The following is a 25,495-nucleotide window of genomic DNA, read 5'->3' as shown; positions in this document are numbered from 1 at the left end:
GAGCCCTCTTTCTTGTCGCGACTATTCGGTTTTTCCGGGTTCGCTTCCGGCATCCCGGCGGTTATAATAGAAGAACCAGCAGTCATTCAACAGGCGAATCTGACGGCGGTCGCGCTTAAGGAAGGCGCGCATCATCTGGTTGCTGAGCCATTTTGGCAACACGATCTCCTCCTTGGCACCCTTTGCGAGTAGCATATGGGGAAATGCCCGGAGACGTGCAGGTCCGATCAAATTTTTAGTGAAGCTGTTCCTCTTCGTACCACTGTTCAAGCTGCGCAAGTAGCGCGCGAATCTCGGTGAGCAGGGAAATAAGCGGATAGTTCTCTTCTTTAAGAGAGGAGAAGGAGGACTCAAGCTCTTGAACGTATTCCAGTCCGCTTCGAACCGCGAGCGATTCTTGAAGCAGATCAAGCTCCTCACACTCGGCAACGGCAAGTGGAAGAACGGGGATATTATCTGCGGTGAGCTTGCCCACTTCCTTGTTCAGACGCAGATTTAGGGCGCTAAGCTGGTAAGCATATTCGCGGGGCATTTCCACAAAGATAAGGTTTTGCTCCCGCTGTAAAATAACGTATCTCATAAGAGCCATTAGTTGAAATCTCCTTTTACTATCGGATTCTACTTGACAGTGTAGCCTAAGGAGAAGTTAAAATTCAAGTACATTCTGGAAAATGGGGGGCTGGAGAATGAATGATGCTGAGCTTCAGACCTGGGTAGAACAAATATCGCTGAACAGCTTTGGTATGGCGTTTCGTCACCGTGCCAGATTCAATTCGAGACTGCGGACGACCGGCGGAAGATATTTTATGAGGACTCACGATATCGAGATCAATCCCGCTCAATTGGACAACTTCGGACGGGAGGAAGTGGAGCGGATCATCAAGCATGAGCTATGCCATTACCATCTTCACTTGGCGAAAAGGGGGTACCGCCACCGCGATCCTGAGTTCAAGGCGCTGCTTGCAAAGGTAGGAGGCAGCCGGTATTGTCAGTCTTTGCCGGAGAGTTCATCGCGGCGCACCCTACCCTATCGTTACCACTTAATATGTGAAGCGTGTGGAATGACTTATCCCAGGAAGCGTAAGGTGGATACGCATAAATACCGCTGCGGGAAGTGCAGCGGCAGTTTAAAGCAATATAAATTAATGGAATCAGTATGATATACTAAAGAAAATATGCAATGGAATAAAGGAGAGATGCAAGATGGCCAGATCAAGTGCCAGTAAGAAGCGGATCAAAGCCGTGCGCGAGGGCAAACGCGATCCGCTGCATAGCAGAAGCCCGTTTGCCAATCAGGACCTGCGAACGAGAACCACAAAGACGAAGCAGGATGTATTGAACAGGACTAAATATAAGAACCGGATTTCCTACGAAGGAGATAGCGGTTCTTATTTATTTTGCCCGGGCAGCATGTCATGCGGGATCTTCGTTATGGTAAAGAATAGCTCGTAGATATCCTGATCCTCCGTTCTGTCTTTACGCTCATGCGCGTTGCAAAAATCAAGAATAAGCTGGTTCAGCTCATCAAATTCTTCCCGGGTTAATTGCAGCTCGGTATTTGTAATTCTTCCACTAGGTTCTTTTTGTTGATTGGCCTCTAAAAAACGCTTTTTATTCTCATCGTACAAATTGCTGAGCAGCTTCGTTGTTTCGGATTGAAACACTTGATGGATTGTCTCGTCGATCCCGCTCTTCTTAATCTGTACTGATCCTTCGTAAGCTTTATAGTATTTAGCAGTTATGCCATTGATAAGCTTCGTATCCACCAGCGTAAGAAGTCCAATGCTTTCGAGCTTCTTGACGTGATAATGAACTTTTGCAGGCACTTGCCCCATCGCATCGGCAATTTCCTTGACCGTAGCGGGACGTCCGAATTTATTAAAAGCATTTAGAATCTGAATACGATAAGGATCCGAGTAAATCCGGATTTCTTCCAAGGTTTTGAGCTCGATCATAGATTAGGTGCTCCTAAGCATTTTTGTTTCTATTATATCGCATCGTTGTTCAGGCGTACAAAGCACATAATACATATTCAGCTCAAGCGGCAACTATATAGACATGAAGCTGCGATATCTTGGCAGCAGGAGCACCGGGATGATCAGTAGGATGCCGAATCCAAGATAGATGATATCCGTCCGGATCGCATCTCCTAATGCACCAGCCAACAGGCTTCCCAACGGAATTGCGCAGGTGCAGATCATCGAGTGGATAGCCCCAACCCGGCCAAGCATTTCTTGGGGGACGTTCTCCATGAAGTAGGTTGTCGCAGGTGTGCTGATTAAGGAGACGGCAGCCCCCATCCCGAAACTGAACAAGGAAGCGGCAGCGATTGAAAGAACAGGCAGAAAGCCGGGAAGATAGAGCAGGGCATAATTCACACCAAGCAGGGTATATCCTGTGAGCATGAGCACGCTTTTCCGGAAGGCACTGCCTTTACGGGCCAGCCACAGTCCACTGATAGCCATACCGCCGACTAAGGAGATTCCCATCATGCTGAGTCCGGCTGGACCCTCCCCAAGAACCTCTGCGATGAAGGCAGGGCCTAATACGTTGAAGGGGGAGAGGCAGAAATTAGAGAATGCCGCGATGATTACGATGGTCAGGATCGTTTTTTGGCGCAAAATAAAGGTAATTCCTTCTCTGACTTCTTGAAGCAAGCTGCTGCGGTTTGACTTCTCCGTTCCGGCGCTCTCCTTGGACTTCTCCGCTAATGAAATGAATCCGACCAGCAGAGCGGCGGAAAAAAAGGTCGCCCCGTCAACAAGCATAGCTCCGGACACACCGGCGATAGCAATAATACCGCCTGCAGCAGCCAATCCGGCCAGCTCTGCAATCCGAGTAATGGATGTGCTTAGCGAATTTCCGATAAGGAGCTTCTCTTTCGCCAGCAGTCTTGGAACCAATGATATTTCAGCGGGTGAGGCAAAGCATTCCAAGGTGGAGGTCAACAAGGTCAGGATATATAGATGCCATGGCTTCAGCAGGGAGGTTGCGTAGAGAGTTGCTGTGAGGATGACGATGAGGCCGCGGCCCACATGGGTGATTATAATAACCTGACGCTTGGACCAACGATCTACCAGCGCTCCGCTAAAGAAGCTTAGGGCTAGATTGGGTACAAAATTCAGTGCGAAAAGAGTGCCCATCATCAGCTTGGATCCGGTTAACAAATAGACCATCCAGCTGTAAGCGATCGAATCAATGGAATCTCCGAACCGGGTAATCACACGAGCGGCAAGAAGATACATAAATGACTTGTTTTCAAGAATTGCAGCCCATTTTTGCCTTTTAGGTAACGCATTTGCCTGTTCTGTCATTGTGAATCAACTCCTTAATTTTCATTTACATCTTCCGATAAAATTATTTTAACGTTAAATTTATTTTAATGGAGAAATGGAATATTGCAAGAGGTTTTAGCTAAAACGATAAATTTTTTTTCACGGCTTGGATTTTAGCAGCAAGTGAGGGTCGATTTCTTGACTTCATTACAGAAACGTGATAAATTAAATCTTGTTCTAGCGTTCCCTGATAGCTCAGTTGGTAGAGCACTCGACTGTTAATCGAGTTGTCACAGGTTCGAGTCCTGTTCGGGGAGCCACTATCTTGGAGAGATACCCAAGTGGCTATAAGGGGACCCTCTGCTAAGGGGTTAGACTGCGTAAGCGGTGCGAGGGTTCGAATCCCTCTCTCTCCGTATTGAAACAACACCAACCAGAAGCCTCCGGTATGCCGGGGGCTTCTTTATGTATAGGGATGAGAACCCTCAAAAGGAGGGTTCGTCGAAGCATAAGCTTCGATAGGAATACATCGCAGTCTCGAACGAAGTGAGAGTATCCCTCTCTCTCCGTTCTGAAACAACATCAATCAGAAGCCTCCGGTATGCCGGGGGCTTCTTTATGTATAGGGATGAGAACCCTCAAAAGGAGGGTTCGTCGGAGCATAGGCTTCGATAGCAATACATCGCAGTCTCGAACGAAGTGAGAGTATCCCTCTCTCTCCGTATTGAGATACATCATTACAATAGCCTCCGCGATCCGGAGGCTATTTGTTGCAAAAGGGATGAGAATCCTCAGAAGGAGGGTTCGTCGAAGCATAAGCTTCGGTAGGAATACATCGCAGTCTCGAGCGAAGTGAGAGTATCCCTCTCTCTCCGTTCTGAAACAACATCAATTCAGAAGCCTCCGGTTTGCCGGGGGCTTCTTTATCTGGAAGTTTCCAGTTCGGGGACTTGTCCTTTTCTCTGTGTTTTGCGGCAAGTAAACAAGTATAAGGTCGGATGGTGTAGTGTGGCTTTACAAGGAATACCGTACAAAGGTCGTCCTCTGTAGTGAGTAGGATAAAATTGCAGGCGTGGGGGTTCGTGCGACGAAATAAGTGCTCAAAGGCATTAGAATTGCAGGTGCGGGTGCTTCCACGCGAATATAGTGCATAAAGTCACCTAAAGTTCGTCTTAGTATCGCTCGAAAGGCAATAGGCGGAATTTAATGGTTGTCTTTTGGTAGAGTCTGATCTTGTTAACGTTTGTGTTACCTGCCTCAGAGTGATACTATCCTAGAACAATCAAAAGAGAAAATAGGAAGATTATAGGAGAAAATTTAGGAGAAAATTTTGGTTGCATTAGCATTCGGATTTTGCTATACTCATTTTTGCCGCTGCTTCTTGGCGATCTTTGATGTGGCCCGTTGGTCAAGGGGTTAAGACACCTCCCTTTCACGGAGGTAACAGGGGTTCGAATCCCCTACGGGTCACCATTTAACTGAATACGCGGTCGTGGTGGAATGGCAGACACGCTATCTTGAGGGGGTAGTGGGTGTATACCCGTGGAGGTTCGAGTCCTCTCGACCGCATTTCATGAACTAGGATGATTCCTGTGCAAAACAGGGATCATCCTTTTTTTGTTTTGATATTGGCTCAGAGACACATATGTCGAAAAGTATTTTAGTAATGGGTAATATTTACTATTTATCATAAATGCTCCTCCAAATGAAATATGTTCATCCGATATAGATATAAGACAATAGTTGGAGAAATTGCATCTATGTCTGACTAAGACAGGAGGTTATACATAGGAATGAGTGGAGTATGCAAAAAAGGATGGCGGGGCTGGAAGCGAGCTTGCCTGATCTGGACCGTGATATGTCTGTCAGGAAGCTTAGGAGGAGCAAGTGCTGTTCATGCTGTGGGTGCGAGGGGAATCGAGATGGCTTCGGCCGCTATGAGCCAGTCGGATTCAGGGGTATCCGATGGAATCGTGGTTTGGCTAAATGCAGCAGCTGATGGGGAACAGCAGATTTATGCCCGTTATGAGTCAACAGGAGAGACGAAGGCATTAACCTCTCGGAAGACGAGGAAGGATGTGCCCTATATTAAGGGGACAACGGTGGTCTGGGCAGATAAGGGAGAACAAGACGCTTCCAGTACCAACTGGGATATTTACAGTTATGATCTGTCCACCGGAACAGAGCGGAAATTAAATAGCAAAGCAGGCCAGTACGCCAATCCTTCCGTGGATGAGAGCGGAGTGGTATGGGCGGACCAGCAGAAGTATGGACGCATCATTCATTATGATCCGGTCTCGGGAGCGGAATCCTCACTTGGCGAAGGGCAGTACCCGATCCTCAGTCAGGGGAGGGTCATTTTCAAAAATGCTCGTGATGGCGGATTAAGCATGATTGAGCTAAGCAGTGGAGTACAGCGTCAGCTTGTTAGCCTCGGTGCGACGAATTATGTGGATTGGTTTGTGACGAATGGTGAATACGTGCTGTATAAGCAGAAAAATAGCAATCTCGAAAGTAAATATGCGATCATCTCACTTTTGGACCATTCACTCGAGACTCGGGATTTGACTCCCATGAGTGCCAAGGTAGAAGAGTACGCATTTATGTCGATTGGAAATTCGCAGGCAGCCTACCTGGTAAATGAAGGCGGACAGGCTGTGTTAAAGGGCGTTGATTTGGCTACAGCCAAGGTCTATTCGGTTAGAGAAGCCGAAGCAGGCGTTCAATACATTGGGTTCAACGGAGATCGCCTGCTCTATGCTCAATCGGACGGTTCTCTGGGGTCGCTGGAGATGAGCAAGTACAACACGAACCCTGATTCAGGCGGCGGTGAAGTGCCTTCGCCAACAGGCCCGAATAAACCAACAGAACCGAATCCAACAACCAACCCGGTGAAGAATGACGGTGGAAGCACTCTTCCAGAAACATCGGCAACCTTTGTTGTGGGATCTCAAGGGGGTGCTTTCAGCATTCTGGACGGTCAGGTCCAATTCATGATAGCCGCAGATGCGTTCTCAAGAGATACCGAGATCAAGGTGTCGGAGATGGCTGCGAATCATTATTTGCTGAAGGATGAGAAGGGGCGTTCACTGGAAGCTGCCGGGAAGGTCTGGGATATCCAATCCGCCGGAGAATTCGGTAAAGCACAGCTTTCGCTATCCTATTCAAATGAGCCTTATTGGACAGAGCATCGGGAAAAGCTTGGTATTTACCAATATCAAGCAGCACTTGGCTGCTGGAGCTATGTTGGCGGTGTCACTGACAATCCCGATGGCGCCCCAACTATTCAGACGACTATTGATTCACCTGGAACCTATGCAGTGCTGCTGCGGAGCATTCATTTTGCCGATGTAGACACCGCTCACTGGGCTGCGAAGGAAGTAGAAGTACTTGCCGCGCGCGGTATCGTGGACGGAACGGGAGCAGATCTTTTCGCGCCGAAAAGCATCCTGACACGGGAGCAGTTCAGCAAAATGCTGGCAGGTACGCTCGGACTCGAGCCCGTATCACCGGCCGAATCCTCTTTCGCAGATGTTCCTTCCTCCAAGTGGAGTTACAGCTGGGTCGAAGCAGCGGCTGCAGCAGGCATTGTTGAAGGCGATCATGGGTTGTTCAAGCCGGAGGATGCACTTACACGGGAGCAAATGATGGCGATGCTTGTACGTGCCGTTAAGGACCGCCTGGAAAATAACCAGACTCAAGGGACGGAGCTCAATCGATTCAAGGATCAGGAGATGATCAGTGAATGGGCTCTGCCGTTTGTGAGGCAGGCGGTAGCGTTAAAGCTTGTCGAGGGCAGCGGAGAGATTATCCAGGCACGCGCTACGACAACAAGAGCCGAGGCTGCTGTAGTTCTCTACCGGTTGCTTGAGCAGCTAAATGAATTGTGATGTCGATAGATTGAGATTGAGTTGAATGGGGAGTTGCGTTTAATGAAGATGATAGAGAGCTTATTCCTGAAGAGACGCCGATTCAAGAGCAGATCTGTTCTGGCAGGCATACTTGTTCTTATTATGCTGGTAACCTCGATACCTTTCGTTCCTGGCATGAAGATTCAAACAGCTGAAGCCTCGACGAACTTGCGTATTTCACCAAGTGAAATCAATACCGATCTGGGCGAAAAGACCGTCATTAGCTTTAGCTTTAACGCCGCAGATAATGGTCTGGCAGAGCATGAAGTCAAGATTCAATTGTGCACACCCGGCGTGAATGGAGGAGCGCCCCAGTTAGGGCAGTTGATTGCAAGCGGCAAATACCCCACCAAAAATGCTCAGGGTGAGTATATTGTGCATGAGGTGGAATGGGACGGGAAAATAAATGGTGTTCCTTTGCCGGAAGGGAAGTATTACATTGCAGTTTCTCCTGCCGACTATAACGGAATTGGCGTCTATTACGGCCAAATTGGCAGCTTTGAAATTGTGAATAGCACGCAACCGAAACCGCCGGTCTTGAGTTCCATAGAGTCGGGGGCGACCGGTGCAATTACCGTTAAAGGTACCTCGGAAGCGGGAACAACAGTGAGCCTGGAGGTTAGAGATTACCTGGGCCAGCTGGTAGATACGCATACGGGAATTAAAGTCAATGGACAAGGACAATGGACGCAATCCTTGAGTGTGGGTACGGGGAAGCCGGTTCAAATCTCAGCTAGAAGTGATAATAAGGGTCAGCGCTCCAGTTATTCTGAAATCAAGGAAGTGCTTCGCATTGCCGCACCCGGCTTTCCGGTGAGCTGGGGAGCACTTGCAGGATTTTATTATAGGGCGGATTCCACAGCAGCCGTTCAAGCTTCTGTACAGGAAATAGCGGCATGGAATGGTCTGGGCAGTGTCCAAGTATCCGACAATGTGCCAGGGACGTCAATCCTGCTTATCAATCCACAGTCGACGAGCACTTTAACCCAGAGCGACCTGGAGCAATTTACAAATGAAGCCATTAAGAAGCGGCTGCGTATCGTCAATCCATCCTGGAATGACGTGGTGGAGCCTGCGCGGGGAGACTTTGCTTACGCTGCCGATCCACTAGTCTTGCAAGCGTTAATGCCGCTCAACTTCGGCGTGTCTTATCTAAGCCGTGATCCGTATCAGGGAGTGAATGGGCTGGGTTGGCATCATTCCTATGAATGGCGTCTGACTCCGGTTGACGGCAAGCAAGAGCTCATGCAGCCGGATGGCTCACGCTTTGAGTTTATCCCTTTGGCGGGGGGAGCTTATCTGACTCCTGCAGGAACGGACTGGATGCTGAGCAAAAGCGCGAACGGGCATGCTCTAACAACTCCGCAAGGGCTTAGCTATCAATTTGATGCAAGCGGTCTGCTAACTTCTATACGTGATTTGAACGGAAATGAAATCAAGCTGAACTATCAAGGAGAGCTTCTGCAGCAAGTAACAACAGATGGGGCTTCGCTAACCCTATCCTATGGTTCAAACGACAGGCTGATCTCTGTCACCGACCATACAGGACGCAAGCTGGAGTATAGCTATGATAGCGCTGGAGATATGGTGTCTTTTACGGATGTTGATGGGGCAGTTACAAGGTTCGGTTATGATGGCGAACATCATGTCATCTCTGTTACGGATCCGGCACAAACGGCAATTATGCGAATCTCATATGATGATCATCAGCGGGTCACGAGTCTCACGGACTTTTACGGCTCTACACAGACGGCGGAATACAGCGGCAAGGTAGCTCCCGTCGTGCGGGAAGAGGAGGATGAAGCGGTATCGATCGATCCTAGCCATGGCCGGGATATCCCTGAATCCGATGTGGTGCTCTTGTCGGGTACAATGCACAATTTGCGGAATGCTCCGCCGCATCAAATTGTTCCAGGCCTGAAGCCGGTGATAAGCAAATATTTGGATAGTCTGTCCGAGGGAATCCGAAAGCAGATAGATAGTTATGAGGCTGCAGCGGGCTCCGGAGTCGCCGGTGACATGGATACCGTCAAGAAGATGATTACTGCTGGCGGAGGCAGCAGTCCTGTTATCGTCCGTGCCGGGCAATTGAATGTCGAAGAGGGCGTGACCTTAGGCAGCGCAAGCCAGTCGGTCATCCTGATTGCGGATGGTATGAATACGAATCAGGAGATGACAATCAGTATTTACGGCACCCTGATTCTGAAGCAAGGCTTGAATGCCAATACCAAATTGAATCTCAATGCGTATAAAGTCAACGGAAAGTACGGAAGTATTTGGGCAAAGGGTACGATTCATCTCAATAATGACTCCAATGTTAAGGTTGAAGATACGTTATATGCCGGAGTGCTAACCTATAACAGCGGCCAATTAACAGTGGATGCACCTTCAGTTATTGTGCGAGGGGACTTGTCGATCAACACTAAAGTTAAGATGAATATTGCTAGAGAAATGGTACTTGGAGGCATTGTCTCCAATAATCAGATTGCGGATCTGGTCATCAAGGGCGGAGATTTGTTCGTCCGGGATCATGTTCATGTGAATAATCAAATGTCTGTTACTGCTGGCGGAGTCTTTGCCATCGGGAGCGATATGGTTCCCAATCAAACTCCACAGGTGCGTATCGGAGCAGGGGATGGCAAGACAAATCTGACTTACCCTGAAACCCCCAGATTGACTGGGAAGGAACCAAACTATGCTGAGCTTGTAGCCGAGGCCAACCAAAAGGTAATTCTGCCCGCGACAGTCTCTGCAACACTCTTGTCTGTAAGTGAGACGAAGCAGACAGATGCGCAGGGATACGCAACGACTTATACCTGGGGAGATCGGTTTCTCCTGACCAATTTAAGCCTTCCGGACGGATCAAGCTGGCAATATGATTATGATGCCGGTCATCGATTGGCTGCTGTCACGGATGGGAACGGATATAGAACAACTGCAAGCTACGATGCCCGGGGCAATAAGCTGCTGGTTGCGGATGGCAACCGGCAATCTACTGTGATCCGGTATAACGTGCAGAATCGACCGGTAGAGGTTGTTAATGCATTGGGTGAATCTATTCTGTATACCTATGATGCTGCCGGTAATTTAGTGGCGGAAGAGGATGCGCTAGGAAATAGCGTCGCCATTACAAGAAATGCCCGTGGTATAGCCACAGAGGTAAAGGATGCGCGCGGAGGCATTACGCAGTATACGGTGGATGCAACAGGGTTCGCCACCGCTGCCGTAGATCCATCCGGTTACAAGATCGAGATGGACAGAGATGCGCTGCATCGTGTCACTTCGATTCGGGACGCAAATGGCATTTTGGAAGAAATAACGTATGATGCCAAAGGACGGACGCAGGCGAGCACGGATGCTCTGCAGCAAGTACAGGAATGGCATTATGACGCCAACGGCAATTTGGTATCCATCAAAGATCAGGCCGGTTCGGAAACCTCGCTTAGCTATGACGTATACCGCATGGCTACTGTGACGGACCCGCTCGGACATCTGAGCAATCATGTGCATGATGCGGTCGGTAACATCGTGGAAGAAAGCGACGCTAATGGCGGGACAAGCCGTTATGTGTATGACGGTATGGGTCGTACGGTCGAGTTCATAGATGCGGATGGCAATAGAACGGGCTATGCGTATGATGGCAATGGCCAGGTAGAATCTATTACCGATGCTGAGGGGAATAAGACAACATATACGTACAATCATGCGGGCCAGATTTTAACCGTGAGCGATGAGATCGGCACGGTGGTGCAGTACAAGTATGATGCTGCAGGACAGCTCGTCAAAGAAACCGATGCCCTGGGCAACAGCACCTGGTACAGCTATGATGCCGCCGGGAGATTAATCCAGGAGACCGATGCCCTGGGGTATGTTACGAAGTATGCCTATGATGCTTCAGGAAATCTGATCGAAAGTACGTTACCTGATGGCAGTGCCTGGACGACGACCTACGATGAGCGCGGGCTTGCCAAGAGCACGATTGATCCATTGTCGCATGAGACCGTGATAGAACGGGATGGTCGCGGGCGAGTAATTTCCTACACAGATGCAGAGGGAAATGTTACAGAGTACAAGTATGATCAGCTTGGGCGCACGGAGGCAATCCGTAATGCATTGGGATATGATACCCGCTACAGTTATAATGCCCTCGGACAGATAACAGGATTAACGGATGAAAATGGACAGCTTACGAGCTTCAATTATGATATTTTAGGGCGCCTGACCGAGGTTGAGGATGCTGCGGGTCATCGCACGAATTATACTTACGATGCACTGGGGAACCTGCTTACCAAGACCAATCCGCTTGGAGCAGTAACGAGTTACAGCTATAATGGACGCGGCTTGCTGGAGCGCACCGTCAATCCGTTGCAGGAGATTTCAACGATCTCCTATGACGGCAACGGCAACGTGAAGTCAACGATAGCTCCGGACAATACGATAACGCAGTACGGCTATGACGGACGAGGTCGCCTTACGGAAATCAATTATGGAGATGGACAACAGGTTCGATATGGTTATGATTTGGCGGATCGTCGATTAACGATGGATGATGCCACCGGACTGACCCGGTACACTTACGATGCGTTAGGCCGGTTGACGGAAATGATTGATCCGCGCGGACAAAATGTGCGCTATGAATGGACACCAACAGGACAGCGCAGCCGCATTATTTATCCGGACAATACAGCGGTTCTCTATGAATACGATCAGGCTGGACAAATCAGCAAGTTTACGGATGCTCTGAAACAGCAGACGAACTACACCTATAATCGTAACGGTCAAGTGATCAGCCGCGCGTTGTCGGGCGGTGAGCGCAGCCGCTATGAATATGATGCCTTGGGCCAGCTCATTGGCATCGAGCATCGTAATGCCGGCGGAAGTCTATTGGAGCAGTTGAGCTATGTGTATGACCCGGCAGGCAATGTTGTTCATAAGGAGCGCCTGGAGCAGGGCAAGGATGAGGATCGGCCGCAAGATGCGCCGAAGCCGGCAGATGTAGAGGATTATACCTACGATGCCCTGAATCGCCTTATTGAGGTTCAGAACCTCAATGGTTCTACAGTAACTTATGCCTATGATGCAGCAGGTAACCGTCTGGAGAAGAGTCAGACTGGAGTAGGAACAACGATACCGGAAGTAGAGTATTACAACTATGATCTGGCAAATAGACTGACTCGCTGGGAAAAAGGAACCGACTACAAGAACTATACGTACGACTTGCGCGGCAATTTACTTCAAGTAGAGGGGATTGACAGTGCTGCAGCCCTGATGCGGATAACCTCTTTGAATCCGCCGCAGAATGGAGTTGGCGTACCGCAAGATGTATACGGGGATCTGGATTCAATTTTGCCGGATCTTTCGGGAACGCCGGATATAGTAGGCGCGGGTAATCCTCTTGAACTTGTCCCAAGCGTTGAGGCTACATTGGAGACCGATTCTTTAAGCGTGACCCAACAGGTATATGGACCTGAGGATTGGAAAGCTGGAGATGCATTCGATTCACAAATTGCTGCTGCACTTGCCGGGCCAGGAGTGCTGGAGACCTATACTTGGGATGCTGCTAACCGTCTGATTCATCACATGAACCCGGCAGGCGATCAGACTGAATATCGGTATGACGGAGACGATAACCGGAGCTTTATGGGGGTTACAGTCGGCATCGGCAACCAGCAGAACCGTTATCCGGCAAGTCATCCGGCAGGACAGGTAGCAGGCTGGGAACCGCAGTATAAGAAGCTGCAAACTGATATTTATTTTACCTACGATATCACCAGTTCATTACCTGAACCTTTGTATGCTGCTGACGTCAGCGGCAACAAATGGGAGCAATCCTATGTCTACGGAGCCGGCGGAGAGCGGATCAGCATGAATTATCTGCCGAGTGCAGATGGAAGTAATGCTTGGGAGCCAGTAGCAGGATCCAGCGGCGCAGCACCGAATACAACACCTGAAACGTTATTCTACCTGAATGACAAGCTCGGCAGCCCGCTCGCCCTAGTGAACCAGGACAGCGAAGTGGCGCTCCGGTACCATTACGATGAATTCGGGATAGCAGAGCAACCAGAGAAGTTCGACCTGAACTATCCGGGACCAGACAACCTGTTCGGTTACACAGGACTGGGCTACGACGCCTCAAGCGGACTCTCCTACGCAAGGGCCAGATAATTTGATTCCGGAATTGGGCGGTTTGTGAGCGAGGATACGTATCCAGGGGAACTGAATAATCCGCAGAGCTTGAATTTGTATGTGTATGTAGTGAATAATCCGTTGAGATATGTGGATCCAAGTGGTTATATTCCTACGGTGCTGGAAGCCGCAAGAATGGCACAACACATCTATGGTGCTACAGAAGACGACATTCAAAGTCAAACAAGAATGGATGGTGGATGGACAATAATCGACATAATGACTAATGATGAAGGATTAAAAATGGGGGTATATTCAAGGCTCAAGAAGGATGGGGCCACAGAATACTCGCTAGTTAACAAAGGTACTACCACATGGGGGGATTGGGGCAATAACTTTCAACAACCAATAGGCTTTTCTACAGATATGGAAGATTCCATTGAGAAATCGATTGCATTTGTGAATGCGCATAAGGATGATGAAGTAACCATGGTTGGACATTCAAAAGGAGGAGCTGAAGCGACAGCAAATGCAGTTGCTAACAACAAAAATGCTATTACATTCAATACTGCACTAGTGCACCTTTATGCTTATGGTTTAAGCAAAGGAGATTATACTGCAACCATGACCCATTATGTGGTCGAGGGTGAGATATTAAATTATATCTTTACTGCACCTTCAATTGGAAAAACGGTCTACTTACCACAACAACATAAAATTAAGTGGTGGCATGCTTCCTTGTATATCACAAACCAAAGAATAAAAAATCATTCAATGAACTCAGTAATAAATGCTTTAGAGGAGGCTGATTATAACTGAAAGAGAAAATGATGCTAATGCTAGGTATCGCATTTTTATTTGTCATTGCAATTGTAGTGTGTATTGCTTGGCCTTGGTTGGCAATATTATTAGGCATTCAATTGGAGCCCAATCCCCCACGCCCAGAAATCGCCTACGGGGAATTTCCATTTCGTTTGGAATATGAAATTAACGGTCAACGGAAGGTTCTTCAAGATACTTTAATATGTGAATATGATGGTATTGGCGCAGACGAAGGGAGAGGAAAATATCGTAAGTGGAAGCAAAGATTAGCTAGTGGAAATGAGAGAATAACGTTGCTAAGGATCGATGAAACACAAGAAATATACTATTCTCCAGGTAGCGCAAACTATTATATGGGTGATTTAGAGACTGGTAGGGAGTATCAGCATGGTTTTCCCAATGCGCTAATAATTGAAAAGGAGGGTAGATTTACTAGTAATAGATTAATCCGCGCAGATCAATTACTGAAGGAGTACAATATTAAATTGATAAGTTGGGAAGCAAGTCCACCAATTATTAATAATTTTTCAGGGAAATAAAATTAGATGTTTACCACATGTGAGCATAACAACTCCATGTGGTTTTCTTTTCTAGTAGCCCTCATCCAGTGCCGAATGAATCAGGCGGTATTTCTCAATAGAACTTCATCCTCATTGTGATAGAACCCGATAGATATAGTGTCGAGCTCATCGCATCAATTTCACAGGATACTCCGGCCACTATACTGTCAGGACGTAACAGAACATTCTTTCTCGGGAAGCTTATGTGTTAAATGGCTATCCACCTGTCCCTCCTATAATTAAGCCCAAAATTTACCGAAAATTTGGAGGTGAAAGCAAATGAACGGGGTCACTGTATCCAATTGACCATATTATCATTTACTTTAATAGGCGTTCATTGAAAACGTAACCAGTAGTAGCATTCGTGTTCTTCTGCATTGATTCTTATGCAGTATTAACAAGTGGAAATTACTGCATCTCTTAGATGGTAGAAACGCCCATTATGGGATGTGTAATATCGAAAGCAATATTACAAATTACTATATTCCGGATTTTATGATAGGTGCTGGTTTTCAGGAAATCGTAGATAGTAAGGTCTTAGGATATTATGATTATGATAAAAATGATGATCTGTATTTCGTTTCATCAAGCAAAGTAAGATATTCAACATTTTGGAAAGAAGCCAACTTATCTGAGGAAGCTTACTATTATGATTGGGTACTGGCAATCCCACTAGCAGACGCAGTGTTTGGCTCAATGGCCAGCGTAAAATTACCATCAACTTTTAAAACGAATACTACCAAGACGACACCTAAACAGAAGATGCCTAAGGGTGCGGGAAATCTTATCGATTCAAGTCCAATTAAAATCCCTAGTAATGCTGTAAAAGTAGAACAGGCTAAGAATGGGTACGATCAAATAAAATATACTTGGTCTGATGGAACTTATAAGTATGAGGCTCGTTGGCATACAAGAACTCCTGGTGCACCTGCAGACCAAGGGAATACTTTGGTTGTTACAAGAACAACTCCAGGAAGCCAAACAACAAGAAAACAGCAACATATTTTAACGGGCGGGAATCAATGGACATCTATGAAACAGTGGCAGGATGCTGTAAGTGCGAGACAAAATGGAGTAGCGACGCCTGAACAACAAGCGCTCTTAGATTCAGGTCATTGGCCTGCTCCTTAAAAATATGAGGTGTCAAATGGAAATAGTCAAAGACTTTTATACTGGATTTGAGGGTGAACCGGAGATCATCTTCTATTTCGAGAATTCCGAGGAACAAAAATATCAAATTAAGACCTGGATTGGTTATTTTGATTCGATTATGAGGGCTATACAACCTAAAGAAAACGGATGGAGAGGTCTCTCTTATTACTATCATACGGATACTGGTTGGTTTGAAGAGACGCCATGGAGAATACCTGATCTAGGTGATGCGTTGAACGATCTTCAAAGTGTCCATAAAACAGAATTAGATCAAGAGACACTAGCAGTTTATCGAAGTATATATGAACTGCTTCATCAAGCGCAATCCGTAGACAAAGAAGTTTGGGTGGAATATGATTAAATTTTGTCATATTTGACTAAAGACCTTGATCGGCTTCATGCCTTTCAAGGCTTCTTTTTTTAGAGGGGGGCGGGTGACGAATGAACCCATCATTCAACCAATAACACATATAACCCATGTAAACCCGTATAAAGATTTAAGAATAACGCTTATTCTTATTCGAATTATAGCAAACAAATTCAAAACTTCATAAATGAAAACGAAAAGAAATCTGAATCGGGGTGGTACAATTTTTGGTATGGAAAGGATACATTTTTTAATAATATTAAAATAGGAAAGCAGTTATTAGATTAGAAGTGTAGAACAGGATAGATATTGATTATCTATCCTGTTTTTAAGGAGAGATAATGTGAAGCATTGGATTATAGGATTAGCAGTTATCTTTTTGATCTTCTTTGCATATTCAATATTCAATGGAACGCCATGGGGAAAAGAAGCTATGAAAGAGGAGTCAGCAAAATACCTACAAGAAAAATATGGAGATAAGATGGAAATCGAGTCGGTCGAGTATGATTTTGACAATTCATCATATTTCATATATAGATATTACACAGTTGTTCACTTAAAGAGAAATCCCCAGATTCAGTTTAAATTAAGTAAGTATGATGGGAAGATGGTTGATAATTATTTTTTATCCTACTGGGAATACGAAGTTAAAAATGAGATCAAACAGCAATTTCATCAAATATCGAGTGTGTCTTTTTTATTGAGGTCAAATCCATTAAAAAATCTTTCTGAAGGTAATAGAATAAATCCTCCCAGTTATCATGAAATAAAGGGAGAAATCAAGGATGAGGATATTTCTGATTTGAGGTTGTGGATTAATGTAAATGAAGACATACAAGATAACATTATGAATACACTGCTTGAAATTGTTTTGTTTCTTAAAGAGAAGGAATATAAGGTATCTGCTATCCAATTTAAATTTGAAAATCAAAATCACACAAGCTATTATCTGAACAGTGCAGATTTAAAGGATATTATTGATCATGACTCACTTATTAATAAATTATCTGCCGAGTGCAGATGGAAGTAATGTCAGGATCCAGCGGAGCAGCACCGAATACAACACCTGAAACGCTATTCTACCTGAAGGACATGCTCGGCAGCCCGCTCGCCCTAGTGAACCAGGACAGCGAAGTGGCGCTCCGGTACCATTATGATGAATTCGGGATAGCGGAAGATCCGGAGAAGTTCGACCTGAACTATCCGGGGCCAGACAACCTGTTCGGTTACACAGGACTGGGCTACGACGCATCGAGCGGACTTTCTTACGCAAGGGCCAGATACTTTGATTCCGGAATTGGGCGGTTTGTGAGCGAGGATACGTATCCAGGGGAACTGAATAATCCGCAGAGTTTGAATCTATATACGTATGTGTATAATAACCCGTTAAAGTTTGTGGATCCGAGCGGACACAATCTGGTTTCATAATTGGTTTAGTTGCTTTTTAAGCACCACTTTTTGCTCCCTCTTGCAGTCCACCTTTTACAACTTTAAATTCCCTAAAGGGGATATCCGTTGTCCAGGTGGCGTGAAGTTGGAATTGGTACGGCCTTCTCCACGCTAGTTTATTGCGATCACAATATTACCGAGCTGTTCACTCCGCTCCATACGCTCAAAGGCAAGTGCAGTTTCTTTTAAAGGATAGACAGTATCAACAATAGGGTGCAGAGAATACTGCTCCATGAATTGAAGCATCGCGATAAATTCTTCCCTGCTCCCCATAGAAGTACCAATAATGTGGAGCTGAGGAAAAAATATGGCCCTTGCTGGAATCGTTATTTCATCCCCGGAGCTTGCACCGAACATAACAATTCTTCCATTGGGCTTGATGACATCAAAGTATTGGTCGAAGGTAGCTGGACCAACACTATCTAGTATTAAGTCGACGGAATTGTCTCCTAGATGTTCTTCCCAGCTCTCATGACTATCCAATGCTCGAGCTATGGGTAATTGCAGGGCGGCTTGGCGCTTCACCTCGCTTCTTGAAGTTACGCTTACCTCTGCACCAATTGCAGCAGCCATCAGTGTGGCAAAAGTGGCAACTCCTCCTCCGATCCCCGGAATGAGTACATGCTCGCCTTGCTGCAAATTTCCTCTAGTAAATAGCGCCCGGTAGGCGGTGAGGGCAGACAAGGATAGTACTCCTGCTTCTTCCCAGGTTAGATAGGCAGGCTTAGGGGCAACATTTTGTTGGGGAACGATTACAGATTCAGCAAATGTGCCGTCTGTGGGACCTCCCAATATGGCAGGCACAACAGGAACTTGATCTGTTTTTTCCCACCCTATGCATGGATTAATAATGACCTCAGCACCTGGAGTCAGATGGGTTACCTCGTCACCAACGGCTTCAATAATCCCTGCACCATCTGAGCCAAGAATGAAAGGAGCCTCCTGATTCGTTCGTGCAGACATCAGAAATAAATCTCGATGATTAAGCCCTGCTGTTTTTAATCGTACCTTTACCTCGCCTTTTCCTGGCAGCTTGTCTCGCTGCTCTGTATACTGCAATCCACCGATCCCTTGCACTCCCGCATGTATGATCGCTTTCATCTTCATCCTCCTGCTGCTGTAGTTTAAGTAGCTCTCCAATGTCTCCTTTCATTGTACACATCCTGATATACTTGATAAAATTAAGAAAAATGAACGTGGGTATCATAAATAATCATAGCAGGGAGGTGAGCAGAAATTGGAAAGTGGCGATTTAAAAATATTTCAGGCTGTCGCAAGAGAAGGAAGTATTACAAAAGCCGCGCAGGCACTAAACTATGTTCAGTCCAATGTGACAGCTCGTATCCGATTCCTGGAAGCTGAACTAGGCCTTCCGCTTTTTCGGCGAACGAATCGAGGGATGATCTTAACATCAGCAGGGGAAAATCTGCTTCAGTATGCGGATCAAATTATAGATTTGCTGGCAGAAGCGCTGAGAACTACACAACATTCAGATTTCCCCGCAGGTTCTCTGCGCATAGGGTGTATCGAATCTGCTGCTTCCAATTATTTGCTTCCCTTCTTAAAAGATTATCAGTCCAATTATCCGGATGTGCAGTTTCTGCTGCATACTGGTGGAACACATGATCTTTTGCAGAAGGTGCTGACTGGTGAACTGGCTGGAGCTTTTGTATATGGCCCGATCAACGAGTCGCACATTGAATATATACCTGTATTTGAAGATGAGCTTGTTTTGATTTCGGAACGGAACAGAACAGAGCCAATAATGGAAGAATTGCTTACTATGCCTATGCTGTTTTTTGATGTAGGCTGTACGCATAGAACCAGGGCAGAGCTTTTTTTGAAAGAGAAAGGAATTTCTTCTTATGAAATCAGAGAATTTGGCACGATGGAAGTGATCATAAATGGCGTTTCCGCTGGATTAGGCGTATCTTTATTGCCACGATCATCAGTCGCAATTGCGGAAAAGGAAGGAAGAATCTCCAGTCATTCATTACCAGAGCAGTATCGCAGGTTAGAGGTTGGATTTATATATCCATCAGGACAGATATACTCTGCTGCATTGTTGGAACTGATACAACAGCTGCATTAAAATTTGAAGCTTAGAATAGAGGAAACCTTGCAGGAAAGGGGGATGAAGGGCGGCAGGCGATTGAATGCGGACAAATTCGCGAGATTCAACTGGGCTGGAGATGGAGCGCCTCTCTCCGCATCTAAAATTAACCCCGAACGATTTCGAAACTAGAAATTAGAATTTCGAAAATCGTTCGGGTTTTTTTGAGATGAAATACGCTCATCCCAGTCTCATGCGAACCATATCCGATGGAGACTGGTAAATAAAATTGCAAGAGTGCTGCAAGCGTCACCGCACGCGTTGTGCCACGCTATCGCTATCATGTTCATACCAGATCAATCGGGAGCTCTTGCTTGCTTCGATCTCGCCGAATTCCAGTTCGGTTGCGGTTTGCTGTTCGTAGAAGCGCGTAGGGCTGATGGGCAGCAATACAAATGTCATCCCGTTGCCCAGTCGCATACAGAGTTGACTATGCTCGATAAAGACCTCTGCGGATAACGATTGCCCCTGTTCATCCTGAAAGAGGTATTCACCGAGAAAAGGTTCATAGTCCTCTGCTGTGAGCGGGAACAGAGTGCGTGGAGCTGCTGCCTGCGGCACCTCCATCGGCTCATCGGCAAGAGCCTGCTCTACGCTTCGGAGCAACTGCTGGGTATAGTTGTAATCCCGTTCTCCATTTTGCAGAAGGATAATTGTCAGATCCCGCTCGATATAGCGCTTCAGAAAAGTGGCATATCCCGGCCAGCCGCCGCTATGGCTTACCGCTCGGCCTAATTGTGGATGCTGCTCGATCAGCCAGCCGAATCCGTAGTCGAACGTCTCCCCGTTATGGAGTGTCACAGGTGTGAACATGGCTTCGCGCAACTGCGGCTGAATAAACTTGTCGTCATACAGCGCGCGATCGAGACGAAGCAGGTCCATGGCTGTACTGTTCACCATGCCATCTCCCTGCAAGCCGTCCAGATAGTGGACATAGTTCATTGCCGGCACGGCATCCGGAAGCACGTATCCGCCGTGCTCCAGTCGATAGACGTAGCCCCAGGCATAGTTGGATGGCACAGCATCGGGATCAAGACGGCGATTGTAGATGCGTGTCCGCGCCATGCCGAGCGGCTGGAATATTTGCTCAGACAGAAAGTCCGCATAGGATTGGCCACTGATCCGTTCGATCAGAATAGCGAGCATAATATAGCCCGTATTGCTATACATCCAACTATCTTGCGGCGCGAATAGCGGCGCGGGACGATGGGCTGCGAGCATGTTCAGGACATCAGCGTTAACGGCGATCTGTGCAGGATTCCACTTTTCGCTGAATAGCGCAATGTAATCCGGAAGCCCGGAGGTATGGGTCAACAAATGTCGGATGGTAATGCCTGGATAAGGCAATTCGGGCAGCCATCTGGATACCGTATCGTCCAACTCCAGAAGTCCCGCCTGATGCAAGCGTATGATGCCGAGTGCCGTAATTGGCTTGGAGACGGAGGCTAACTCGAACATCGACTCTGTCGTAAGCGTACGCGCCGGTTCCTGCCCCTGGCTCAGTTCTGCGAACCCCACGGCTTCATATAGCAACGGTTTTCCCTGTTCCGCAACCAGGATCACGCCATTAAAGTGTTCTCTAATCTGTTCCATGAGTGCGGATAATTGTGCTTCCTTCTTTTTTCTTGTCATTTCGGTACCCTCCTTGGTCTACAGATGCTCCTGCAGAAAATGCAGTGTAAGCTCATTAATCTGGCGGTGCTGCTCCTTGCTATCGGGAGCAAGCGGTTTAAAGAGCAGCGGCGAATAGAGGGGAAGATCAGTGAAACTCAAATGTCCAGCTTGCGGCAGCGTCACTTCAAGCCCATTTGGGCCCAGCAGGCGGTTTCGGACAGCTCGTTCTTCCTCCAGCCCGACCATCGTCTCTTCCAAACCTTTAACTTGCAGACCGCCATTTACAATGAGCAAGGGCTTCTGCTGAAGCTCGTCAGGATATTCGCCATACAGATACCCATCGAGATTAACTGCGGCTCTGGCTATGGTTGTATTAGCCAGTATATGTGCGGCAGCTGCGCCGCCGAAGGAATGCCCCACCAAAGCGATTCGGTCAGGATCTATTCGATCGGAGAGAGGCGAATTCGGCTCATAACGGTCGATTTGCTGTAGATGCTGAAGTACGAACTGAACATCGGCCTGCATTTCCTGGATGATTGGAACCGCAACCTTATTATGAGCGCTGAAGTTGTCGGGCAAGCCCGTGAATGAATTTGTGAACGGGATGTAACGGTCTTCATCGAAAACACTTAAGAAGGCTGTGCCGGGATGTTCAATCGCAATAACCATGTAACCATGACTCGCTAATTCGATCGCTTGGAACGTGCCTGTAAATCGCGTGCCGAGTTGATTGCCGTGCAAATAGACAACAACGGGAACAGAGTTGGCATTCGGATAAAAGGGAGCCGCATACTGAGCGGGAATTTCGAGTTGACGGTAATTGCGCAGCAGTTGCGACCACAGGCCGTATTGTTTTTTTATTGCTTGGATAAATAAATCTGCTTGAGGAATATAGCGCGCAGGTGTGGTAAGGTCATCGCTTGCCGGATACCAGATTCGAACATTCAATTGGCGGCTTGTTCCGTCAATTGCTGTACGTTCAGGATCGGTCCAGGTGTAATCTAACACGCCCACATTGTGGGAGCCGCTTGGTTTCGTAAATTGAAAAAGTGGAAGCAGACCTGCCCCTCCCCAAGAAAGTGTTCCCGCAAGCAACGCAAGCAGGCTGAGCAGGAACGGCCGGAGCCGTCTAGATGGAGGGGAGACGTGGTTCCGTCTTCTGAGTATACAAGCGATAACCACGACAGTTGTGATTCCATATACAGGAAGCATGATCCAACGCGCATGTTCGAATATCAAATGAAGAATCAGGATTCCGAGCAAAGAAGCGGGGATAACCAGCTTCATTATCGGACGGAAGCGCTGCTTAGCCCAGATGACATAGAGACAGCTAAGAATAGAAGCGCATAATAAGGCATACTCGAATAATTTCATTACAAATTTCAACTCTCTTCATAAATAATTCCGAGCTTTTGTGCGATCTGTCGCTATGGTCCGGTGATTCCAGGAAGGCCGAATTTGGCCGCATAATGTGCTAACGCCTCATCCAGCCAGGCAGTCTCCCTTTCGTTGAAGGGGAGATCGACCAACTGCTCCAACTTCTCATGCTGCTCCTCCGGAATCTGGGCAAAGTTTGCAATCGCTTTGTCATCCAGAAAGCTGAGTGTTCGTTGCACGTAGAAGCCCAGCATTTCTTCGACCTCCGAAGTATCGGGTTTTCCGGTTGAAAGACGCCTGACGGCTTCGGCAAAGGCGAGCATATCCCGATCCAATTCAACTGCGGTATTCTGGGAGATATCGAACAAGGTAGTGGCTGTGTGCTCCGACAAATGCTCCGCCGCCCAACTGCGCTGTTTGTCCTCCCTTAGCATGTTGCGTATCAGCAGAAACATCATCTCATGCTCCAGTTCTCCTTCACGCTGGAGGATGGCTTGCAGTCGTTCGATTATCTCCAGTGACTTGTCTAGTTCAACGCGGGCGGCTTGCAGGGCTTGTTGCTGAATGCGCAGGGCGTCGGCCAGCTTCATCTCCGGTTCACGATGATGAATGAACTGGCGAATACGCTCCAAGGAAAAGCCAAGCGACTTTAAGCCGATAATTTTCTGTAAGGTGATCAAATCAGCCGAACCATAGATGCGATGTCCATTGTCCTGACGGCGCGGACACAGCAGTCCTACTTCTTCATAATAATGAAGCGTGCGTATCGGAATGCCGCTTAACTCGGCAAATTTCCCGATGGAATAATGTGCAGCTTCCATCATCCTCTCCTCCTCTCTTGCCCCATTATATAACCTCCAGTAACTGTAGGATCAAGCCCATAAACTGTATTTATTTAATAAGAGATAGAAGATATGTATCTAAGAGAACTGAATAATCCGCAGAGTTTGAATTTGCATGTGTATGTACAAACAACAGCCATTCACCACTAATTAATGAGGTGGAGGGCTGTTGCTCGTCTTTTATCCGGAATTACTGGCAAATAAGCTGGGTTAGCAGGTTAATGGTTGTTTCGCTTTTTAACGGGTATCCATACTTCAACCTGGGCATCAGACGGGTTTCCATTTAACAGAATTTCAGCAATAGGAGCACCCGTATAGATCCATTTGTCGTTTTCGGTCAGCAGATCATTAAAGGCCTGGTCCTCCAATCTGTCGAAGGCTAAGCGCGACAAGCCGCCGTTCCCCGTAAGGACTAAATATTCGCTCTCCGGAAACAAAACCTCCTCTGTTTGTTCTAATGCAAGCTGCGAGGTCTTAACTCCCGCATAGTAGAAGACATTCCCTTGTTCCACAGTTATTGCGGCATAGCCATACGAATCTTCGGCAAGTGGACGAAGGAGTGCCATTTGACCATTTTCAACGGCTCCAATGAAAAACTTCGTTTTTTGTTGGGAAAATTCCGGGGAATGTGCATTGCCGGATCCCTCTAAAGCCGTTTTGTAACCAACGAAACGAAAACCTTCTTTTCTCTCAACTCTAAAGTTACTCATTTCAATTTCCTCCTGCTTATTTTTTTGATACATAAATAACGTAGCATTCTATATATGACAACAGTATGGCATACTTAGAGTTGAGGTGATGTTGTGAAAATTGACCGTCTGATTGCGATGATCATGATTCTATTGGAAAATGAAGTTATAAGTGCCGGAGCGCTTGCCAAAAAGCTTGAGGTCAGCAGCAGAACCATCTATAGAGATATCGATACCTTGACAATGGCTGGCTTGCCGATTTTCACCACACAAGGGGTAGCTGGCGGAGTAGGCTTGATGAAATCATATAAAATCGATAAAAAACTGTTCACACCCAAAGATATTCAAACCCTGCTAACAAGTCTGAGAAGCTATAGACAGTTATACAATCATAAAGAAATCGTTCATGTACTGGAGAAGCTAAGTAATATAGGCCAAGAAGGCGTGAAATCAGAGAAAGGAAGCAGTTTTACTGTCGATTTATCCTTAAATCAAGGGAACCGATCTCTGCGTTCCCTGCTAAGCAGTGTAGAAATCGCCATCAATGAAGAGAGATATATAAAGTTTGATTATATCAATAAAGACGGGAATGTTACCTCTAGAAAGATAGAGCCCTATCAAGTTGTTTTTAAAGAAAGCAGCTGGTATTTGCAGGCATTCTGTACCTTGAAAGAGGATTACCGAATATTCAAATTGGCTCGGATGGGCAATCTTTATGTGCTGCCAGAAACGTTTGTACCTCGCGACTTTTCACCTCTAGCAATGGATGGATCAGGTTGGATGAGTGATGAAAGGGTTCCGGTCAAGATCCGAATTGCCTTATCCTTAAAGGATAAAGTGATAGAAAGATACGGTGAGGAGAACATTATTAGTGTAGAAGGGGATAGTTGTCTGGCCATATTTCCAATTGTCAACAACGAATACGGTTATGATATACTGCTAAGGTTTGGAGATAAATGCGAGATCATTGAGCCTTCCGATGTTCGGGAAGCTTTTCAGAACTATGTTCGTAAAATATTGGCGATATACAAATAGCTACGAGTTGGACTTGTATATAATAGGGTATTCGGGCTTCCAATCCGATGATTGACCAAGGTAATTAACACCACGAACAGGACTCCATATGGGGTTCTGTTTTCTATTACAGCACGCTCAACTGAACATAAAACATTTACAGCCACCCTTAAATAAATGATAA

At 46.7% G+C, this 25,495-nt stretch carries 21 protein-coding genes and 4 tRNA genes; 16 read left to right on the top strand and 9 right to left on the bottom strand.

Annotated features, from left to right (window positions below; genetic code table 11):
* Positions 1 to 21: 21 nt before the first annotated feature.
* Positions 22 to 159, bottom strand: a complete 138-nt coding sequence (cmpA, locus tag KI362_RS10625; RefSeq protein ID WP_212943106.1) for a cortex morphogenetic protein CmpA — start codon at positions 157 to 159, stop codon at positions 22 to 24.
* A gap of 76 nt (positions 160 to 235) precedes the next feature.
* A complete protein-coding gene (locus tag KI362_RS10620) occupies positions 236 to 589 on the bottom strand; it encodes a hydrolase/acyltransferase (protein ID WP_212943104.1) in 354 nt (117 codons plus the stop codon).
* Positions 590 to 686: 97 nt separating this feature from the next.
* Between KI362_RS10620 and KI362_RS10615 the strand changes: the two genes are divergently transcribed.
* Complete coding sequence (locus KI362_RS10615) at positions 687 to 1,160, top strand: SprT family protein (protein WP_212943101.1); 474 nt, start codon at positions 687 to 689, stop codon at positions 1,158 to 1,160.
* 43 nt (positions 1,161 to 1,203) lie between these two features.
* The gene (locus KI362_RS10610; RefSeq protein ID WP_212943098.1) at positions 1,204 to 1,452 is read left to right on the top strand and encodes a hypothetical protein; all 249 of its coding nucleotides are present in this window, start codon (positions 1,204 to 1,206) and stop codon (positions 1,450 to 1,452) included.
* On the opposite strand, the gene KI362_RS10605 is transcribed toward KI362_RS10610, so the two are convergent.
* Entirely contained in the window at positions 1,389 to 1,955 is a 567-nt protein-coding gene (locus tag KI362_RS10605; RefSeq protein WP_212943089.1) for a winged helix-turn-helix domain-containing protein, read from the bottom strand. The two genes, KI362_RS10610 and KI362_RS10605, sit on opposite strands and share 64 nt — an antisense overlap.
* A 93-nt stretch (positions 1,956 to 2,048) precedes the next feature.
* The gene (locus KI362_RS10600) at positions 2,049 to 3,314 is read right to left on the bottom strand and encodes an MFS transporter (protein ID WP_301627140.1); all 1,266 of its coding nucleotides are present in this window, start codon (positions 3,312 to 3,314) and stop codon (positions 2,049 to 2,051) included.
* A gap of 205 nt (positions 3,315 to 3,519) precedes the next feature.
* Between KI362_RS10600 and KI362_RS10595 the strand changes: the two genes are divergently transcribed.
* The 12 genes from KI362_RS10595 to KI362_RS10540 all read left to right on the top strand — a co-directional run bounded on the left by KI362_RS10595 (position 3,520) and on the right by KI362_RS10540 (position 17,641).
* A tRNA-Asn gene (locus KI362_RS10595) sits at positions 3,520 to 3,595 on the top strand.
* A gap of 7 nt (positions 3,596 to 3,602) precedes the next feature.
* A tRNA-Ser gene (locus tag KI362_RS10590) sits at positions 3,603 to 3,691 on the top strand.
* A gap of 982 nt (positions 3,692 to 4,673) precedes the next feature.
* Positions 4,674 to 4,748, top strand: a tRNA-Glu gene (locus KI362_RS10585).
* Positions 4,749 to 4,761: 13 nt separating this feature from the next.
* Positions 4,762 to 4,844, top strand: a tRNA-Leu gene (locus tag KI362_RS10580).
* 224 nt (positions 4,845 to 5,068) lie between these two features.
* On the top strand, positions 5,069 to 7,165 hold the full coding sequence (locus tag KI362_RS10575) for an S-layer homology domain-containing protein (protein WP_301627138.1): 2,097 nt from the start codon (positions 5,069 to 5,071) through the stop codon (positions 7,163 to 7,165).
* Positions 7,166 to 7,207: 42 nt separating this feature from the next.
* Positions 7,208 to 13,351: a DUF6531 domain-containing protein gene (locus KI362_RS10570; protein ID WP_301627136.1), complete on the top strand. Its 6,144-nt coding sequence runs from the start codon at positions 7,208 to 7,210 to the stop codon at positions 13,349 to 13,351.
* 24 nt (positions 13,352 to 13,375) lie between these two features.
* On the top strand, positions 13,376 to 14,131 hold the full coding sequence (locus tag KI362_RS10565) for a hypothetical protein (protein ID WP_445376004.1): 756 nt from the start codon (positions 13,376 to 13,378) through the stop codon (positions 14,129 to 14,131).
* 17 nt (positions 14,132 to 14,148) lie between these two features.
* Positions 14,149 to 14,673 carry a hypothetical protein gene (locus tag KI362_RS10560; protein WP_301627134.1) on the top strand — a complete coding sequence of 175 codons (525 nt, stop codon included), beginning with the start codon at positions 14,149 to 14,151 and terminating at the stop codon, positions 14,671 to 14,673.
* Between the two features lie 468 nt (positions 14,674 to 15,141).
* Entirely contained in the window at positions 15,142 to 15,825 is a 684-nt protein-coding gene (locus KI362_RS10555; protein WP_301627132.1) for a hypothetical protein, read from the top strand.
* Between the two features lie 16 nt (positions 15,826 to 15,841).
* Entirely contained in the window at positions 15,842 to 16,207 is a 366-nt protein-coding gene (locus tag KI362_RS10550; RefSeq protein ID WP_301627130.1) for a dihydroorotate dehydrogenase (quinone), read from the top strand.
* A gap of 349 nt (positions 16,208 to 16,556) precedes the next feature.
* Entirely contained in the window at positions 16,557 to 17,243 is a 687-nt protein-coding gene (locus KI362_RS10545) for a YfjL-like protein (RefSeq protein WP_301627128.1), read from the top strand.
* The gene (locus KI362_RS10540) at positions 17,243 to 17,641 is read left to right on the top strand and encodes an RHS repeat-associated core domain-containing protein (RefSeq protein ID WP_306432835.1); all 399 of its coding nucleotides are present in this window, start codon (positions 17,243 to 17,245) and stop codon (positions 17,639 to 17,641) included. Before KI362_RS10545 ends, KI362_RS10540 begins: the two co-directional genes overlap by 1 nt.
* A 132-nt stretch (positions 17,642 to 17,773) precedes the next feature.
* Here KI362_RS10540 and KI362_RS10535 read toward each other — a convergent pair whose 3' ends face one another.
* Complete coding sequence (locus KI362_RS10535; protein WP_301627263.1) at positions 17,774 to 18,763, bottom strand: zinc-binding dehydrogenase; 990 nt, start codon at positions 18,761 to 18,763, stop codon at positions 17,774 to 17,776.
* A gap of 136 nt (positions 18,764 to 18,899) precedes the next feature.
* On the opposite strand from KI362_RS10535, the gene KI362_RS10530 reads away from it, so the two are divergent.
* The gene (locus KI362_RS10530; RefSeq protein ID WP_212940255.1) at positions 18,900 to 19,754 is read left to right on the top strand and encodes a LysR family transcriptional regulator; all 855 of its coding nucleotides are present in this window, start codon (positions 18,900 to 18,902) and stop codon (positions 19,752 to 19,754) included.
* A 270-nt stretch (positions 19,755 to 20,024) separates the two neighbouring features.
* On the opposite strand, the gene KI362_RS10525 is transcribed toward KI362_RS10530, so the two are convergent.
* The 4 genes from KI362_RS10525 to KI362_RS10510 form a co-directional block, all read right to left on the bottom strand.
* Entirely contained in the window at positions 20,025 to 21,407 is a 1,383-nt protein-coding gene (locus KI362_RS10525; RefSeq protein ID WP_301627125.1) for a serine hydrolase domain-containing protein, read from the bottom strand.
* An 18-nt stretch (positions 21,408 to 21,425) separates the two neighbouring features.
* Positions 21,426 to 22,763, bottom strand: a complete 1,338-nt coding sequence (locus tag KI362_RS10520) for an alpha/beta hydrolase family protein (RefSeq protein ID WP_212940257.1) — start codon at positions 22,761 to 22,763, stop codon at positions 21,426 to 21,428.
* Positions 22,764 to 22,816: 53 nt separating this feature from the next.
* Complete coding sequence (locus KI362_RS10515; protein ID WP_301627122.1) at positions 22,817 to 23,587, bottom strand: MerR family transcriptional regulator; 771 nt, start codon at positions 23,585 to 23,587, stop codon at positions 22,817 to 22,819.
* 239 nt (positions 23,588 to 23,826) lie between these two features.
* Positions 23,827 to 24,318 (bottom strand): GyrI-like domain-containing protein, encoded by a 492-nt coding sequence (locus tag KI362_RS10510; RefSeq protein WP_301627120.1) that lies wholly within the window; start codon positions 24,316 to 24,318, stop codon positions 23,827 to 23,829.
* A gap of 93 nt (positions 24,319 to 24,411) precedes the next feature.
* Between KI362_RS10510 and KI362_RS10505 the strand changes: the two genes are divergently transcribed.
* On the top strand, positions 24,412 to 25,332 hold the full coding sequence (locus tag KI362_RS10505; protein WP_301627118.1) for a helix-turn-helix transcriptional regulator: 921 nt from the start codon (positions 24,412 to 24,414) through the stop codon (positions 25,330 to 25,332).
* Positions 25,333 to 25,495 lie beyond the last annotated feature (163 nt).

The sequence above is a fragment of the Paenibacillus apis genome (genome assembly GCF_018333295.1).
Lineage (GTDB): Bacteria > Bacillota > Bacilli > Paenibacillales > Paenibacillaceae > Fontibacillus > Fontibacillus antibioticophila.
The sequence above is the reverse complement of the archived record's forward strand: the minus strand, read 5'-3'. Positions and strand labels throughout refer to the sequence as shown.